The organism is Citrobacter sp. S-77 (assembly GCF_963864895.1).
Classification (GTDB): Bacteria; Pseudomonadota; Gammaproteobacteria; order Enterobacterales; family Enterobacteriaceae; genus Citrobacter; species Citrobacter murliniae.
In genome coordinates, this window is sequence record NZ_CAWLWU010000002.1 from 5,154 (window position 1) to 19,747 (window position 14,594).

General features: G+C 52.2%; 10 protein-coding genes. 8 read left to right on the plus strand and 2 right to left on the minus strand.

What is annotated here, in order from left to right; translation table 11 throughout:
* Positions 1–265: 265 nt before the first annotated feature.
* From secE to rpoC, 8 genes are all read left to right on the plus strand, one after another.
* Positions 266–649, plus strand: a complete 384-nt coding sequence (gene secE, locus AACS05_RS00810; protein WP_003033128.1) for a preprotein translocase subunit SecE — start codon at positions 266–268, stop codon at positions 647–649.
* 1 nt (position 650) lies between these two features.
* The gene (gene nusG, locus AACS05_RS00815) at positions 651–1,196 is read left to right on the plus strand and encodes a transcription termination/antitermination protein NusG (RefSeq protein WP_003033125.1); all 546 of its coding nucleotides are present in this window, start codon (positions 651–653) and stop codon (positions 1,194–1,196) included.
* A 155-nt stretch (positions 1,197–1,351) separates the two neighbouring features.
* The gene (gene rplK, locus AACS05_RS00820) at positions 1,352–1,780 is read left to right on the plus strand and encodes a 50S ribosomal protein L11 (RefSeq protein WP_003033122.1); all 429 of its coding nucleotides are present in this window, start codon (positions 1,352–1,354) and stop codon (positions 1,778–1,780) included.
* A gap of 3 nt (positions 1,781–1,783) precedes the next feature.
* A complete protein-coding gene (gene rplA, locus AACS05_RS00825; RefSeq protein WP_045438335.1) occupies positions 1,784–2,491 on the plus strand; it encodes a 50S ribosomal protein L1 in 708 nt (235 codons plus the stop codon).
* Positions 2,492–2,784: 293 nt separating this feature from the next.
* Positions 2,785–3,282, plus strand: coding sequence for a 50S ribosomal protein L10 (rplJ, locus tag AACS05_RS00830; protein ID WP_007704673.1), 498 nt, complete (start codon positions 2,785–2,787; stop codon positions 3,280–3,282).
* 66 nt (positions 3,283–3,348) lie between these two features.
* The gene (gene rplL / locus AACS05_RS00835) at positions 3,349–3,714 is read left to right on the plus strand and encodes a 50S ribosomal protein L7/L12 (protein ID WP_045438343.1); all 366 of its coding nucleotides are present in this window, start codon (positions 3,349–3,351) and stop codon (positions 3,712–3,714) included.
* Positions 3,715–4,034: 320 nt separating this feature from the next.
* Complete coding sequence (gene rpoB, locus AACS05_RS00840) at positions 4,035–8,063, plus strand: DNA-directed RNA polymerase subunit beta (RefSeq protein ID WP_045438347.1); 4,029 nt, start codon at positions 4,035–4,037, stop codon at positions 8,061–8,063.
* 76 nt (positions 8,064–8,139) lie between these two features.
* The gene (gene rpoC, locus AACS05_RS00845) at positions 8,140–12,363 is read left to right on the plus strand and encodes a DNA-directed RNA polymerase subunit beta' (protein WP_045438350.1); all 4,224 of its coding nucleotides are present in this window, start codon (positions 8,140–8,142) and stop codon (positions 12,361–12,363) included.
* 329 nt (positions 12,364–12,692) lie between these two features.
* Here the strand turns inward: rpoC and thiH are convergent, their stop codons facing one another.
* Together thiH and thiG are read right to left on the minus strand one after the other, a co-directional pair.
* On the minus strand, positions 12,693–13,826 hold the full coding sequence (thiH, locus tag AACS05_RS00850; protein ID WP_045438353.1) for a 2-iminoacetate synthase ThiH: 1,134 nt from the start codon (positions 13,824–13,826) through the stop codon (positions 12,693–12,695).
* Positions 13,823–14,593 carry a thiazole synthase gene (gene thiG, locus AACS05_RS00855; protein ID WP_045438356.1) on the minus strand — a complete coding sequence of 257 codons (771 nt, stop codon included), beginning with the start codon at positions 14,591–14,593 and terminating at the stop codon, positions 13,823–13,825. Before thiG ends, thiH begins: the two co-directional genes overlap by 4 nt.
* Between the last annotated feature and the right edge of the window lies 1 nt (position 14,594).

Genomic DNA, 14,594 nt, shown 5'->3' on the forward strand with positions numbered 1-14,594 from the left:
GTTGGCGCGGGCGTTGTTGCCAAAGTAATGAGCTAATTGCCGATAACATTTGACGCAATGCGCAATAAAAGGGCATCATTTGATGCCCTTTTTGCACGCTTTCACACCAGAACCTGGCTCATCAGTGATTTTTTTTGTCATAATCATTGCTGAGACAGGCTCTGAAGAGGGCGTTTAGTCCGAAACGCACCAGAGCATTTCGGTTTGGATCGCCTCGCTTACGCGGGGTGAAAATGTTTGTAGAATACTTCTGACAGGTTGGTTTATGAGTGCGAATACCGAAGCTCAAGGAAGCGGGCGCGGCCTGGAAGCGATGAAGTGGGTTGTTGTCGCTGTATTGCTGCTTGTAGCTATCGTTGGCAACTACCTCTATCGTGACATGATGTTGCCGCTGCGTGCGCTGGCCGTAGTGATTCTGATTGCTGCAGCGGGTGGTGTCGCGCTGTTGACAACAAAAGGTAAAGCGACCGTTGCTTTTGCCCGTGAAGCGAGAACCGAAGTCCGTAAGGTCATTTGGCCGACTCGCCAGGAAACATTGCACACCACGCTGATTGTGGCTGCGGTTACCGCAGTAATGTCACTGATCCTGTGGGGACTGGATGGTATTCTGGTTCGCCTGGTATCCTTTATCACTGGCCTGAGGTTCTAAGATGTCTGAAGCCCCTAAAAAGCGCTGGTACGTCGTTCAGGCGTTTTCCGGTTTTGAAGGTCGCGTAGCTACATCGCTGCGTGAATATATCAAGTTACAAAATATGGAAGAGTTGTTTGGCGAAGTCATGGTGCCGACCGAAGAAGTGGTCGAAATCCGTGGTGGCCAGCGTCGTAAAAGCGAACGCAAATTCTTCCCGGGCTATGTACTGGTCCAGATGGTGATGAACGATGCAAGCTGGCACCTGGTGCGCAGTGTGCCGCGTGTGATGGGCTTTATCGGCGGTACATCTGACCGTCCGGCGCCAATCAGCGACAAAGAAGTTGATGCGATCATGAACCGTCTGCAGCAGGTTGGTGATAAACCGCGTCCGAAAACGATGTTCGAGCCGGGTGAAATGGTTCGCGTTAGTGACGGTCCGTTTGCTGACTTTAACGGTGTTGTTGAAGAAGTCGATTACGAGAAGTCTCGTCTGAAAGTTTCTGTTTCTATCTTCGGTCGTGCGACTCCGGTTGAACTGGACTTCGCTCAGGTTGAAAAAGCCTAACACGTCGATCAAAAAAGCGGCGATTTAATCGTTGCACAAGGCGCGAGATTGGAATACAATTTCGCGCCTTTTGTTTTTATGGATAGCATCCGTAAAACGAATTTTATCACGGGGAGCCTCTCTGAGGCGCTATAACCCAACTAGAGGAATTTAGAATGGCTAAGAAAGTCCAAGCCTATGTCAAGCTGCAGGTTGCAGCTGGTATGGCTAACCCGAGTCCGCCGGTAGGTCCAGCACTGGGTCAACAAGGCGTGAACATCATGGAATTCTGCAAAGCGTTCAACGCAAAAACTGATTCCATGGAAAAAGGTCTGCCGATCCCGGTTGTTATCACCGTTTATGCTGACCGTTCTTTCACTTTCGTTACCAAAACGCCTCCGGCAGCAGTTCTGCTGAAGAAAGCGGCTGGTATCAAGTCTGGTTCCGGTAAGCCGAACAAAGACAAAGTGGGTAAAATTTCCCGCGCTCAGCTGCAGGAAATCGCGCAGACCAAAGCTGCCGACATGACTGGTTCCGACATTGAAGCGATGACTCGCTCCATTGAAGGTACTGCACGTTCCATGGGCCTGGTAGTGGAGGACTAAGAAATGGCTAAACTGACCAAGCGTATGCGCGTGATCCGTGACAAAGTTGATGCAACTAAACAGTATGACATCAACGAAGCTATTGCTCTGCTGAAAGAGCTGGCCACTGCTAAATTCGTAGAAAGCGTGGACGTTGCTGTTAACCTCGGCATCGATGCTCGTAAATCTGATCAGAACGTACGTGGTGCAACTGTACTGCCGCACGGTACTGGCCGTTCCGTTCGCGTAGCCGTATTTACCCAGGGTGCAAACGCTGAAGCTGCTAAAGCTGCAGGCGCTGAGCTGGTAGGTATGGAAGATCTGGCTGACCAGATCAAGAAAGGCGAAATGAACTTTGACGTTGTTATTGCTTCCCCGGATGCAATGCGCGTTGTTGGCCAGCTGGGTCAGGTTCTGGGTCCGCGTGGCCTGATGCCAAACCCGAAAGTTGGTACTGTAACTCCGAACGTTGCTGAAGCGGTTAAGAACGCTAAAGCGGGTCAGGTTCGTTACCGTAACGACAAAAACGGCATCATCCACACTACCATTGGTAAAGTGGATTTTGACGCTGACAAACTGAAAGAAAACCTGGAAGCTCTGCTGGTTGCGCTGAAAAAAGCGAAACCAACTCAGGCAAAAGGCGTGTACATCAAGAAAGTTAGCCTCTCCACCACCATGGGTGCTGGCGTTGCCGTTGATCAAGCTGGTCTGAGCGCGTCTGCGAACAGCTAAGATTAGCTTTACGTGGGCGGTGAATTTGTCTACAATTCTACCCCCACGTTTGCTAACGAAAGTTAGCAAATAAACAGATTTGTTCGTTGGAGCCTGGCCTATCCAGGCCTCCGTCGAAGACCGCAGGTGTTTCGTAAGAAGCTTAATGCCCTGCGTAGACGGTGACAGAACGCTAAGATTATTTCTGATACTCTGGCTTGTTTCTGCTCACCGTATTTAGACGCTCTGTCCGTTGGGAAGAGTGAAGTGAGTTCCGGAACATGAGTTCCGGCAAACATCCAGGAGCAAAGCTAATGGCTTTAAATCTTCAAGACAAACAAGCGATTGTTGCTGAAGTCAGCGAAGTAGCCAAAGGCGCGCTGTCTGCAGTAGTTGCGGATTCCCGTGGCGTAACTGTAGACAAAATGACTGAACTGCGTAAAGCAGGTCGCGAAGCCGGCGTATACATGCGTGTTGTTCGTAACACCCTGCTGCGCCGTGTTGTTGAAGGTACTCAGTTTGAGTGCCTGAAAGACGCGTTCGTTGGTCCGACCCTGATTGCATATTCTATGGAACACCCGGGCGCAGCTGCTCGTCTGTTCAAAGATTTCGCGAAAGCGAATGCAAAATTTGAGGTCAAAGCCGCAGCCTTTGAAGGTGAATTGATCCCGGCATCGCAAATCGATCGCCTGGCAACTCTGCCGACCTACGAAGAAGCAATTGCACGCCTGATGGCAACCATGAAAGAAGCTTCGGCTGGCAAACTGGTTCGCACTCTGGCTGCTGTTCGCGATGCGAAAGAAGCTGCTTAATCGCAGTTATCTTTATCAAGCATCTGCTTACGTATAAACTTATTCTGATTTTCAGGAACAATTTAAATGTCTATCACTAAAGATCAAATCATTGAAGCAGTATCCGCTATGTCCGTAATGGACGTTGTAGAACTGATTTCTGCAATGGAAGAAAAATTCGGTGTTTCCGCTGCTGCTGCTGTAGCTGTAGCTGCTGGCCCGGCTGAAGTAGCTGAAGAAAAAACTGAATTCGACGTAATTCTGAAAGCTGCTGGCGCTAACAAAGTTGCTGTTATCAAAGCAGTACGTGGCGCAACTGGCCTGGGTCTGAAAGAAGCTAAAGACCTGGTAGAATCTGCACCGGCTGCTCTGAAAGAAGGCGTGAGCAAAGACGACGCAGAAGCACTGAAAAAATCTCTGGAAGAAGCTGGCGCTGAAGTTGAAGTTAAATAAGCCAACTTTTCTGGTTGCAGCCTAAGCAATTAGGCTGATGGCTGGTGACTTTTTAGTCACCAGCCTTTTTGCGCTGTAAGGCGCCAGTAGCATTTCACACTGTTTGACTACTGCTGTGCCTTTCAATGCTTGTTTCTATCGACGCCTTAATATACTGCGACAGAGCGTTAGTTCTGTGTAAATCGCAATGAAATGGTTTAAGCGTGATAGCAACAGGCATTGCGGAAAGTATTCGATTTTCCGGTCAACAAAATAGTGTTGCACAAACTGTCCCTTCGTCGGACAGATGGGTCGACTTGTCAGCGAGCTGAGGAACCCTAATGGTTTACTCCTATACCGAGAAAAAACGTATTCGTAAGGATTTTGGTAAACGTCCACAAGTGTTGGACATACCTTATCTCCTTTCTATCCAGCTTGACTCGTTTCAGAAGTTCATCGAGCAAGATCCTGAAGGGCAGTATGGTCTGGAAGCAGCTTTCCGTTCCGTTTTCCCGATTCAGAGCTATAGCGGTAACTCCGAGCTGCAATACGTCAGCTATCGCCTTGGCGAACCGGTGTTTGACGTTCAGGAATGTCAGATTCGTGGCGTGACCTATTCCGCACCGCTGCGCGTAAAACTGCGTCTGGTGATCTACGAGCGCGAAGCGCCGGAAGGCACCGTAAAAGACATTAAAGAACAAGAAGTCTACATGGGCGAAATTCCGCTCATGACTGACAACGGTACCTTTGTAATCAACGGTACTGAACGTGTTATCGTTTCTCAGCTGCACCGTAGTCCTGGCGTCTTCTTTGACTCCGACAAAGGTAAAACCCACTCTTCGGGTAAAGTGCTGTATAACGCGCGCATCATTCCTTACCGTGGTTCCTGGCTGGACTTCGAATTCGATCCGAAGGACAACCTGTTCGTACGTATTGACCGTCGCCGCAAACTGCCTGCGACCATTATTCTGCGTGCGCTGAACTACACCACTGAGCAGATTCTGGATCTGTTCTTTGAAAAAGTCGTCTTTGAGATCCGCGACAATAAGTTGCAGATGGAACTGGTGCCGGAACGCCTGCGTGGTGAAACCGCCTCCTTTGACATCGAAGCTAACGGCAAAATCTACGTCGAAAAAGGCCGTCGCATCACTGCGCGCCACATTCGCCAGCTGGAAAAAGACGATATCAAACATATCGAAGTTCCGGTTGAGTACATTGCTGGTAAAGTTGCGTCTAAAGACTACGTTGATGAATCCACTGGCGAGCTAATCTGCGCAGCTAACATGGAGCTGAGCCTGGATCTGCTGGCTAAGCTGAGCCAGTCTGGTCACAAGCGTATCGAAACGCTGTTCACTAACGATCTGGACCACGGTCCGTACATTTCTGAAACTGTACGCGTCGACCCAACAAACGATCGTCTGAGCGCACTGGTAGAAATCTACCGCATGATGCGTCCTGGTGAGCCGCCGACTCGTGAAGCTGCTGAAAGCCTGTTCGAGAACCTGTTCTTCTCCGAAGACCGCTATGATCTCTCTGCGGTTGGTCGTATGAAGTTCAACCGTTCTCTGCTGCGCGACGAAATCGAAGGTTCCGGTATCCTGAGCAAAGACGACATCATTGACGTGATGAAGAAGCTCATCGATATCCGTAACGGTAAAGGCGAAGTCGATGATATCGACCACCTCGGTAACCGTCGTATCCGTTCCGTAGGCGAAATGGCGGAAAACCAGTTCCGCGTTGGCCTGGTACGTGTAGAGCGTGCGGTGAAAGAGCGTCTGTCTCTGGGCGATCTGGATACCCTGATGCCTCAGGATATGATCAACGCCAAACCGATTTCTGCAGCAGTGAAAGAGTTCTTTGGTTCCAGCCAGCTGTCTCAGTTTATGGACCAGAACAACCCGCTGTCTGAGATTACGCACAAACGTCGTATCTCTGCACTCGGCCCAGGCGGTCTGACCCGTGAACGTGCAGGCTTCGAAGTTCGAGACGTACACCCGACTCACTATGGTCGCGTATGCCCAATCGAAACGCCTGAAGGTCCGAACATCGGTCTGATCAACTCCCTGTCCGTGTACGCACAGACTAACGAATACGGTTTCCTTGAGACTCCGTACCGTAAAGTGACCGATGGTGTTGTAACTGACGAAATTCATTACCTGTCTGCTATCGAAGAAGGCAACTACGTTATCGCTCAGGCGAACTCCAACCTGGATGACGAAGGCCACTTTGTAGAAGACCTGGTAACTTGCCGTAGCAAAGGCGAATCCAGCTTGTTCAGCCGCGACCAGGTTGACTACATGGACGTATCCACCCAACAGGTGGTTTCCGTCGGTGCGTCCCTGATCCCGTTCCTGGAACACGATGACGCCAACCGTGCATTGATGGGTGCGAACATGCAACGTCAGGCCGTTCCAACTCTGCGCGCTGATAAGCCGCTGGTTGGTACCGGTATGGAGCGTGCTGTTGCCGTTGACTCCGGTGTTACTGCAGTTGCTAAACGTGGCGGTACCGTTCAGTACGTGGATGCTTCCCGTATCGTTATCAAAGTTAACGAAGACGAGATGTACCCGGGCGAAGCAGGTATCGACATTTATAACCTGACCAAATACACCCGTTCTAACCAGAACACCTGTATCAACCAAATGCCTTGTGTGTCCCTGGGTGAGCCGGTCGAACGTGGTGATGTACTGGCAGACGGTCCGTCCACCGACCTCGGTGAACTGGCGCTCGGTCAGAACATGCGCGTCGCGTTCATGCCGTGGAACGGCTATAACTTCGAAGACTCCATCCTCGTTTCCGAGCGTGTTGTTCAGGAAGACCGTTTCACCACCATCCATATTCAGGAACTGGCATGTGTGTCCCGTGACACCAAGCTGGGGCCGGAAGAGATCACCGCTGACATCCCGAACGTGGGTGAAGCTGCGCTCTCCAAACTGGATGAGTCCGGTATCGTTTACATTGGTGCAGAAGTGACCGGTGGCGACATTCTGGTTGGTAAGGTAACGCCGAAAGGTGAAACCCAGCTGACGCCAGAAGAGAAGCTGCTGCGTGCGATCTTCGGTGAGAAAGCGTCTGATGTTAAAGACTCTTCTCTGCGCGTACCAAACGGTGTTTCCGGTACGATTATCGACGTTCAGGTCTTTACTCGCGATGGCGTAGAGAAAGACAAACGTGCGCTGGAAATCGAAGAGATGCAGCTGAAACAGGCTAAGAAAGACCTGTCTGAAGAACTGCAGATCCTCGAAGCTGGCCTGTTCAGTCGTATCTACGCGGTGCTGGTTGCCGGTGGCGTTGAAGCTGAGAAGCTCGACAAACTGCCTCGTGATCGCTGGCTGGAACTCGGCCTGACCGACGAAGAGAAACAAAATCAGCTGGAACAGCTGGCTGAGCAGTACGACGAACTGAAACACGAGTTCGAGAAAAAACTCGAAGCGAAACGCCGTAAAATCACTCAGGGCGACGATCTGGCACCAGGCGTGCTGAAGATTGTTAAGGTGTATCTGGCGGTTAAACGTCGGATCCAGCCTGGTGATAAGATGGCAGGTCGTCACGGTAACAAGGGTGTAATTTCTAAGATCAACCCGATCGAAGATATGCCTCATGATGCTAACGGTACGCCGGTAGACATCGTGCTGAACCCGCTGGGCGTACCATCTCGTATGAACATCGGTCAGATTCTGGAAACCCACCTGGGTATGGCTGCGAAAGGTATTGGCGATAAGATCAACGCCATGCTGAAACAGCAGGAAGAAGTCGCGAAACTGCGCGAGTTCATCCAGCGTGCCTATGATCTGGGTGCCGACGTTCGTCAGAAAGTTGACCTGAGTACCTTCAGCGATGAAGAAGTTCTGCGTCTGGCTGAAAACCTGAAAAAAGGTATGCCGATCGCAACGCCGGTCTTCGACGGTGCGAAAGAGTCTGAAATCAAGGAACTGTTACAGCTGGGTGGCCTGCCGACTTCCGGTCAGATCACACTGTTCGACGGTCGTACCGGTGAGCAATTCGAGCGCCAGGTTACCGTTGGTTACATGTACATGCTGAAACTGAACCACCTGGTTGATGACAAGATGCATGCGCGTTCTACCGGTTCTTACAGCCTGGTTACTCAGCAGCCGCTGGGTGGTAAGGCTCAGTTCGGTGGTCAGCGCTTCGGGGAGATGGAAGTGTGGGCGCTGGAAGCATATGGCGCAGCATACACCCTGCAGGAAATGCTCACCGTTAAGTCTGATGACGTAAATGGTCGTACCAAGATGTATAAAAACATCGTGGACGGCAACCATCAGATGGAACCAGGCATGCCGGAATCCTTCAACGTATTGTTGAAAGAGATTCGTTCGCTGGGTATCAACATCGAGCTGGAAGACGAGTAACTCTCGCTCATACAGGTCACTGGTGCTGGCGTAACAGCCAGCACCAGATTGTGCTAACTCCGACGGGAGCAAATCCGTGAAAGACTTATTAAAGTTTCTGAAAGCGCAAACTAAAACCGAAGAGTTTGATGCGATCAAAATTGCTCTGGCATCGCCAGACATGATCCGTTCATGGTCCTTTGGTGAAGTTAAGAAGCCGGAAACCATCAACTACCGTACGTTCAAACCTGAGCGTGACGGCCTTTTCTGCGCCCGTATCTTTGGGCCAGTAAAAGATTACGAGTGCCTGTGCGGTAAGTACAAGCGCCTGAAACACCGTGGTGTGATCTGTGAGAAGTGCGGCGTTGAAGTGACCCAGACTAAAGTACGCCGTGAGCGTATGGGCCACATCGAGCTGGCATCTCCGACCGCTCACATCTGGTTCCTGAAATCTCTGCCGTCCCGTATCGGCCTGCTGCTTGATATGCCGCTGCGCGATATCGAGCGCGTACTGTACTTCGAATCTTATGTGGTAATCGAAGGCGGTATGACTAACCTGGAACGCCAACAGATCCTGACTGAAGAGCAGTATCTGGATGCGCTGGAAGAGTTCGGTGACGAATTCGACGCGAAGATGGGTGCGGAAGCTATCCAGGCTCTGCTGAAAAGCATGGATCTGGAGCAAGAGTGTGAAACTCTGCGTGAAGAGCTGAACGAAACCAACTCCGAAACCAAGCGTAAAAAGCTGACCAAGCGTATCAAACTGCTGGAAGCGTTCGTACAGTCTGGTAACAAGCCAGAGTGGATGATTCTGACCGTTCTGCCGGTTCTGCCGCCAGATCTGCGTCCGCTGGTTCCGCTGGATGGTGGTCGTTTCGCAACGTCGGATCTGAACGATCTGTATCGTCGCGTTATCAACCGTAACAACCGTCTGAAACGTCTGCTGGATCTGGCTGCGCCGGACATCATCGTACGCAACGAAAAACGTATGCTGCAGGAAGCGGTCGACGCCCTGCTGGATAACGGTCGTCGCGGTCGTGCGATCACCGGTTCTAACAAACGTCCTCTGAAATCTTTGGCCGATATGATCAAAGGTAAACAGGGTCGTTTCCGTCAGAACCTGCTCGGTAAGCGTGTTGACTACTCCGGTCGTTCTGTAATCACCGTAGGTCCATACCTGCGTCTGCATCAGTGCGGTCTGCCGAAGAAAATGGCACTGGAACTGTTCAAACCGTTCATTTACGGCAAGCTGGAACTGCGTGGCCTCGCCACCACCATCAAAGCCGCTAAGAAAATGGTTGAGCGTGAGGAAGCTGTCGTTTGGGATATCCTGGACGAAGTTATCCGCGAACACCCGGTACTGCTGAACCGTGCGCCAACACTGCACCGTCTGGGTATCCAGGCATTTGAACCGGTACTGATCGAAGGTAAAGCTATCCAGCTGCACCCGCTGGTTTGTGCGGCGTATAACGCCGACTTCGATGGTGACCAGATGGCTGTTCACGTACCGCTGACGCTGGAAGCCCAGCTCGAAGCGCGTGCGCTGATGATGTCTACCAACAACATTCTGTCTCCGGCGAACGGCGAACCTATCATCGTTCCGTCTCAGGACGTTGTATTGGGTCTGTACTACATGACCCGTGACTGTGTTAACGCCAAAGGCGAAGGCATGGTGTTGACTGGCCCGAAAGAAGCTGAGCGTATCTATCGCGCAGGTCTGGCCTCTCTGCATGCGCGCGTTAAAGTGCGTATCACCGAATATGAAAAAGATGAAAACGGCGAATTCGTTGCGAAAACCAGCCTGAAAGACACGACCGTTGGCCGTGCTATTTTGTGGATGATCGTACCGAAAGGTCTGCCTTTCTCCATCGTCAACCAGGCGCTGGGCAAGAAAGCAATCTCCAAAATGCTGAACACCTGTTACCGCATTCTGGGCCTGAAGCCGACCGTTATCTTCGCTGACCAGACAATGTACACCGGCTTTGCTTATGCAGCGCGTTCAGGTGCATCTGTTGGTATTGATGACATGGTCATCCCAGAGAAGAAACACGAGATCATCTCTGAAGCGGAAGCTGAAGTTGCTGAGATCCAGGAGCAGTTCCAGTCTGGTCTGGTAACCGCAGGCGAACGTTACAACAAAGTTATCGATATCTGGGCTGCGGCGAACGATCGTGTATCCAAAGCGATGATGGATAACCTGCAAACTGAAACCGTTATTAACCGTGACGGCGTCGAAGAGCAGCAGGTTTCCTTCAACAGCATTTACATGATGGCCGACTCCGGTGCGCGTGGTTCTGCAGCACAGATTCGTCAGCTGGCAGGTATGCGTGGTCTGATGGCGAAGCCGGATGGCTCCATCATCGAAACGCCGATCACCGCGAACTTCCGTGAAGGTCTGAACGTACTCCAGTACTTCATCTCTACTCACGGTGCTCGTAAAGGTCTGGCGGATACCGCACTGAAAACAGCTAACTCCGGTTATCTGACTCGTCGTCTGGTTGACGTCGCGCAGGATCTGGTTGTCACTGAAGACGATTGTGGCACTCTGGAAGGTATCACCATGACCCCGGTTATCGAGGGTGGTGATGTTAAAGAGCCGCTGCGTGATCGCGTTCTGGGTCGTGTGACTGCTGAAGACGTTCTGAAGCCGGGTACGGCGGATATTCTGGTTCCACGCAACACCCTGCTGCACGAGCAGTGGTGTGATCTGCTGGAAGAGAACTCCGTTGACTCCGTCAAAGTACGTTCCGTCGTATCCTGTGACACCGACTTTGGTGTATGTGCGCACTGCTATGGTCGTGACCTGGCGCGTGGCCACATCATCAACAAAGGTGAAGCAATCGGCGTTATCGCGGCACAGTCCATCGGTGAGCCGGGTACACAGCTGACGATGCGTACGTTCCACATCGGTGGTGCGGCATCTCGTGCGGCTGCTGAATCCAGCATCCAGGTGAAAAACAAAGGTAGCATCCGTCTGAGCAATGCGAAGTCGGTTGTGAACTCCAGCGGTAAACTGGTTATCACCTCACGTAACACCGAACTGAAACTGATCGACGAATTCGGTCGTACCAAAGAAAGCTATAAAGTGCCTTACGGCTCCGTTATGGCGAAAGGTGATGGCGAACAGGTTGCTGGCGGCGAAACCGTTGCAAACTGGGATCCGCACACCATGCCGGTTATCACCGAAGTGAGTGGTTTTGTCCGCTTCACTGACATGATCGACGGCCAGACCATTACTCGTCAGACCGACGAGCTGACCGGTCTGTCTTCTCTGGTGGTTCTGGATTCTGCAGAGCGTACTGCGGGTGGTAAAGACCTGCGTCCGGCACTGAAAATTGTTGATGCCCAGGGCAACGACGTTCTGATCCCAGGTACCGATATGCCTGCTCAGTACTTCCTGCCGGGTAAAGCGATTGTTCAGCTGGAAGATGGCGTGCAGATCAGCTCAGGTGACACCCTGGCGCGTGTTCCTCAGGAATCAGGCGGTACCAAGGATATTACCGGTGGTCTGCCGCGCGTTGCGGACCTGTTCGAAGCTCGTCGTCCGAAAGAGCCGGCAATCCTGGCGGAAATCAGCGGTATCATTTCCTTCGGTAAAGAAACCAAAGGGAAGCGTCGCCTGGTTATTACTCCGTTAGACGGCAGCGAACCGTACGAAGAGATGATTCCGAAATGGCGTCAGCTCAACGTGTTCGAAGGTGAACGTGTAGAACGTGGTGATGTGGTTTCCGACGGTCCGGAAGCGCCACACGACATCCTGCGTCTTCGTGGCGTACACGCGGTAACGCGTTACATCACCAACGAAGTACAGGACGTATATCGTCTGCAAGGCGTTAAGATTAACGATAAACACATCGAAGTTATCGTTCGTCAGATGCTGCGTAAAGCGACCATCGAAAGTGCTGGTAGCTCCGACTTCCTCGAAGGCGAGCAGGTTGAATACTCCCGCGTCAAGATCGCTAACCGCGAACTGGAAGCGAACGGCAAAGTTGCGGCGACTTTCTCCCGCGATCTGCTGGGTATCACCAAGGCATCTCTGGCAACCGAGTCCTTCATCTCTGCGGCATCGTTCCAGGAGACTACTCGCGTGCTGACCGAAGCAGCCGTTGCGGGCAAACGCGACGAACTGCGCGGTCTGAAAGAGAACGTCATCGTGGGTCGTCTGATCCCAGCTGGTACCGGTTATGCGTACCATCAGGATCGTATGCGCCGTCGTGCTGCGGGCGAACTGCCAGCAGCACCTCAGGTTACTGCGGAAGATGCATCTGCCAGCCTGGCAGAACTGCTGAACGCAGGTCTGGGTGGTTCTGATAACGATTAATCGTTGTTGACCGTAATAAAAAACCCGCTTCGGCGGGTTTTTTTTTGCCTGAAGAAATGCTGTTGTTGGCCGGATAATTTGCTTGCGACGCCACCCAGCCATATAGGATGGGTATTAATTTACCGGTGGTGCGGCTGGAACGATATTTTTCACAGAACCAGGTAAGATCTGTCGAGGTGAAGGCAGGGCAAAATGAGGAAGATAACTTCTGCCCTGGTCAGCTTCCGTGACTGACGGAGACAAAATAAAAAAACGGCAGCCTGACGACAAGCTCCCGTTTTTCACATTACGTAGTGGCTCGTAAAATACTTATGCTCTTACATGATGGTTCATCGCGTTTGCGAAGCGCGTCCAAGATAGCTATCCCAGTCTTTCCACACGGGCTGTAACCCCTTTGCCATCAGTGCGTTGGCAACGGCTTCCGGGCGACGGTCGTCGTGAGGAGAGAACTGTTCCAGTTCAGGATGATTGTCGGCATAACCACCGGGCTGCGTTTTTGAAAAGGCGCTGACGTTGTTAATTGCCAGCGGAATGACGTGATCGCGAAACCACGGCGACTCGCGGGTGGAGAGCGACAGTTCAATTTCCGGAGCCAGCAAGCGAAATGCGCAAATGGTTTGTACCAGTTGACGCTCGTCCATAATTGATGCCGGCTCTATACCTCCGGTGCACGGACGCAGGCGAGGGAAGGAGATAGAATAACGGCTCTGCCAGTAATGTTGTTGCATCCACAGCAGATGTTCGGCCACCATGTAGCAATCAACCTGCCAGCTGTCGGATAGGCCAATCAACGCCCCAAGACCAATTTTGTCGATTCCGGCACGACCCAGTCTGTCCGGCGTTTCCAGCCGCCAGAAGAAGTCCTGCTTTTTCCCCTTCAGATGATGATGGGCGTAAATCGCCTCGTGATAGCTCTCCTGATAAACCATTACGCCATCCAGTCCTAACGCCTTTAGTTCTGCATATTCCGCTTCTGACAGCGGTTGTACCTCCATTTGTAAAGAGGAAAACTGGCGACGAATAGCGGGTAAATGGCGACGGAAGTAATCCATGCCGACCTTACTCTGATGCTCCCCAGTCACCAGCAACAAATGCTCAAATCCCAGCTTGCGAATGGCCTCGCACTCGCGAGCAATCTCCACGTCATCCAGCGTTTTACGCTTGATGCGGTTACTCATTGAAAAGCCGCAGTAGGTACAGTCGTTGGCACACAGATTGGAAAGGTACAGCGGAACGTAAAAACTCACTGTGTTACCAAAGCGTTGGCGGGTAAGTTTCTGCGCCCGCTGCGCCAGTGGCTCCAGATAGTCAGCAGCAGCAGGAGAGAGCAGAGCCATCAGGTCATCGCGACTAAGCTGCGAAGCGTTGAGAGCCCGTTGTACGTCAGCAGCAGTCTTACCGTTGATACGCAGGCGGATGTCGTCCCAGTCCAGTTGTCGCCAGCGATCGCTGAACGTATTCATGCCATTACCTCCAGGAATCCGGTTAACGGGCTGGTGGCTTGCGCGTGTGAACTGCGGCTTCCCGGTACCGCCTGACGAGCCAAAACACCCGCTTCAACTGCCAGGCGGAAGGCGGTTGCCATCATCACTGGATCGTCCGCCACAGCTATCGCTGTATTGACCAGTACCGCGTCGGCACCCATTTCCAGTGCCTGTGTGGCGTGGCTGGGTACGCCGATACCTGCGTCAACGACCACCGGGACGGTCGCTTGCTGAATGATGATATCCAGCATGGCTCGCGTTTCCAGCCCCTGGTTGGAGCCTATAGGCGCACCGAGCGGCATTACTGCCGCACAACCAGCTTCTTCCAGCCGCTTGCACAACACCGGGTCAGCGCCACAGTAGGGGAGCACTATGAATCCCTGCCTCACCAGTGCTTCGGCGGCTTTCAGCGTTTCTATCGGGTCCGGTAGCAGCCAGCGGGCGTCCGGGTGAATTTCTAACTTCAGCCAGTTTGTCCCCAGCGCTTCACGCGCCAGTTGTGCAGCAAAGATAGCTTCTTCCGCCGTTTTTGCTCCAGACGTGTTGGGTAGCAGTGTCACGCCAGCCTCTACTAATGGCGCCAGGATCGCGTCGTTGTGCTGACGTAAATCCACGCGCTTCATTGCCAGCGTCACTAACTGGCTACCAGAAGCACGAATGGCGTCCACCATCAGTTGCGATGACGCAAATTTTCCGGTCCCGGTGAACAGATGTGAATCAAACGTTTTGTCGGCAATTCGTAACATA

Coding starts and splice junctions, on each gene's coding strand:
- rplJ (WP_007704673.1), top strand. CDS start 2,785: ATGGCTTTAAATCTTCAAGACAAACAAGCGATTGTTGCTGAAGTCAGC.
- nusG (WP_003033125.1), top strand. CDS start 651: ATGTCTGAAGCCCCTAAAAAGCGCTGGTACGTCGTTCAGGCGTTTTCC.
- rpoB (WP_045438347.1), top strand. CDS start 4,035: ATGGTTTACTCCTATACCGAGAAAAAACGTATTCGTAAGGATTTTGGT.
- rplK (WP_003033122.1), top strand. CDS start 1,352: ATGGCTAAGAAAGTCCAAGCCTATGTCAAGCTGCAGGTTGCAGCTGGT.
- secE (WP_003033128.1), top strand. CDS start 266: ATGAGTGCGAATACCGAAGCTCAAGGAAGCGGGCGCGGCCTGGAAGCG.
- rplA (WP_045438335.1), top strand. CDS start 1,784: ATGGCTAAACTGACCAAGCGTATGCGCGTGATCCGTGACAAAGTTGAT.
- rplL (WP_045438343.1), top strand. CDS start 3,349: ATGTCTATCACTAAAGATCAAATCATTGAAGCAGTATCCGCTATGTCC.
- thiH (WP_045438353.1), bottom strand. CDS start 13,826: ATGAATACGTTCAGCGATCGCTGGCGACAACTGGACTGGGACGACATC.
- thiG (WP_045438356.1), bottom strand. CDS start 14,593: ATGTTACGAATTGCCGACAAAACGTTTGATTCACATCTGTTCACCGGG.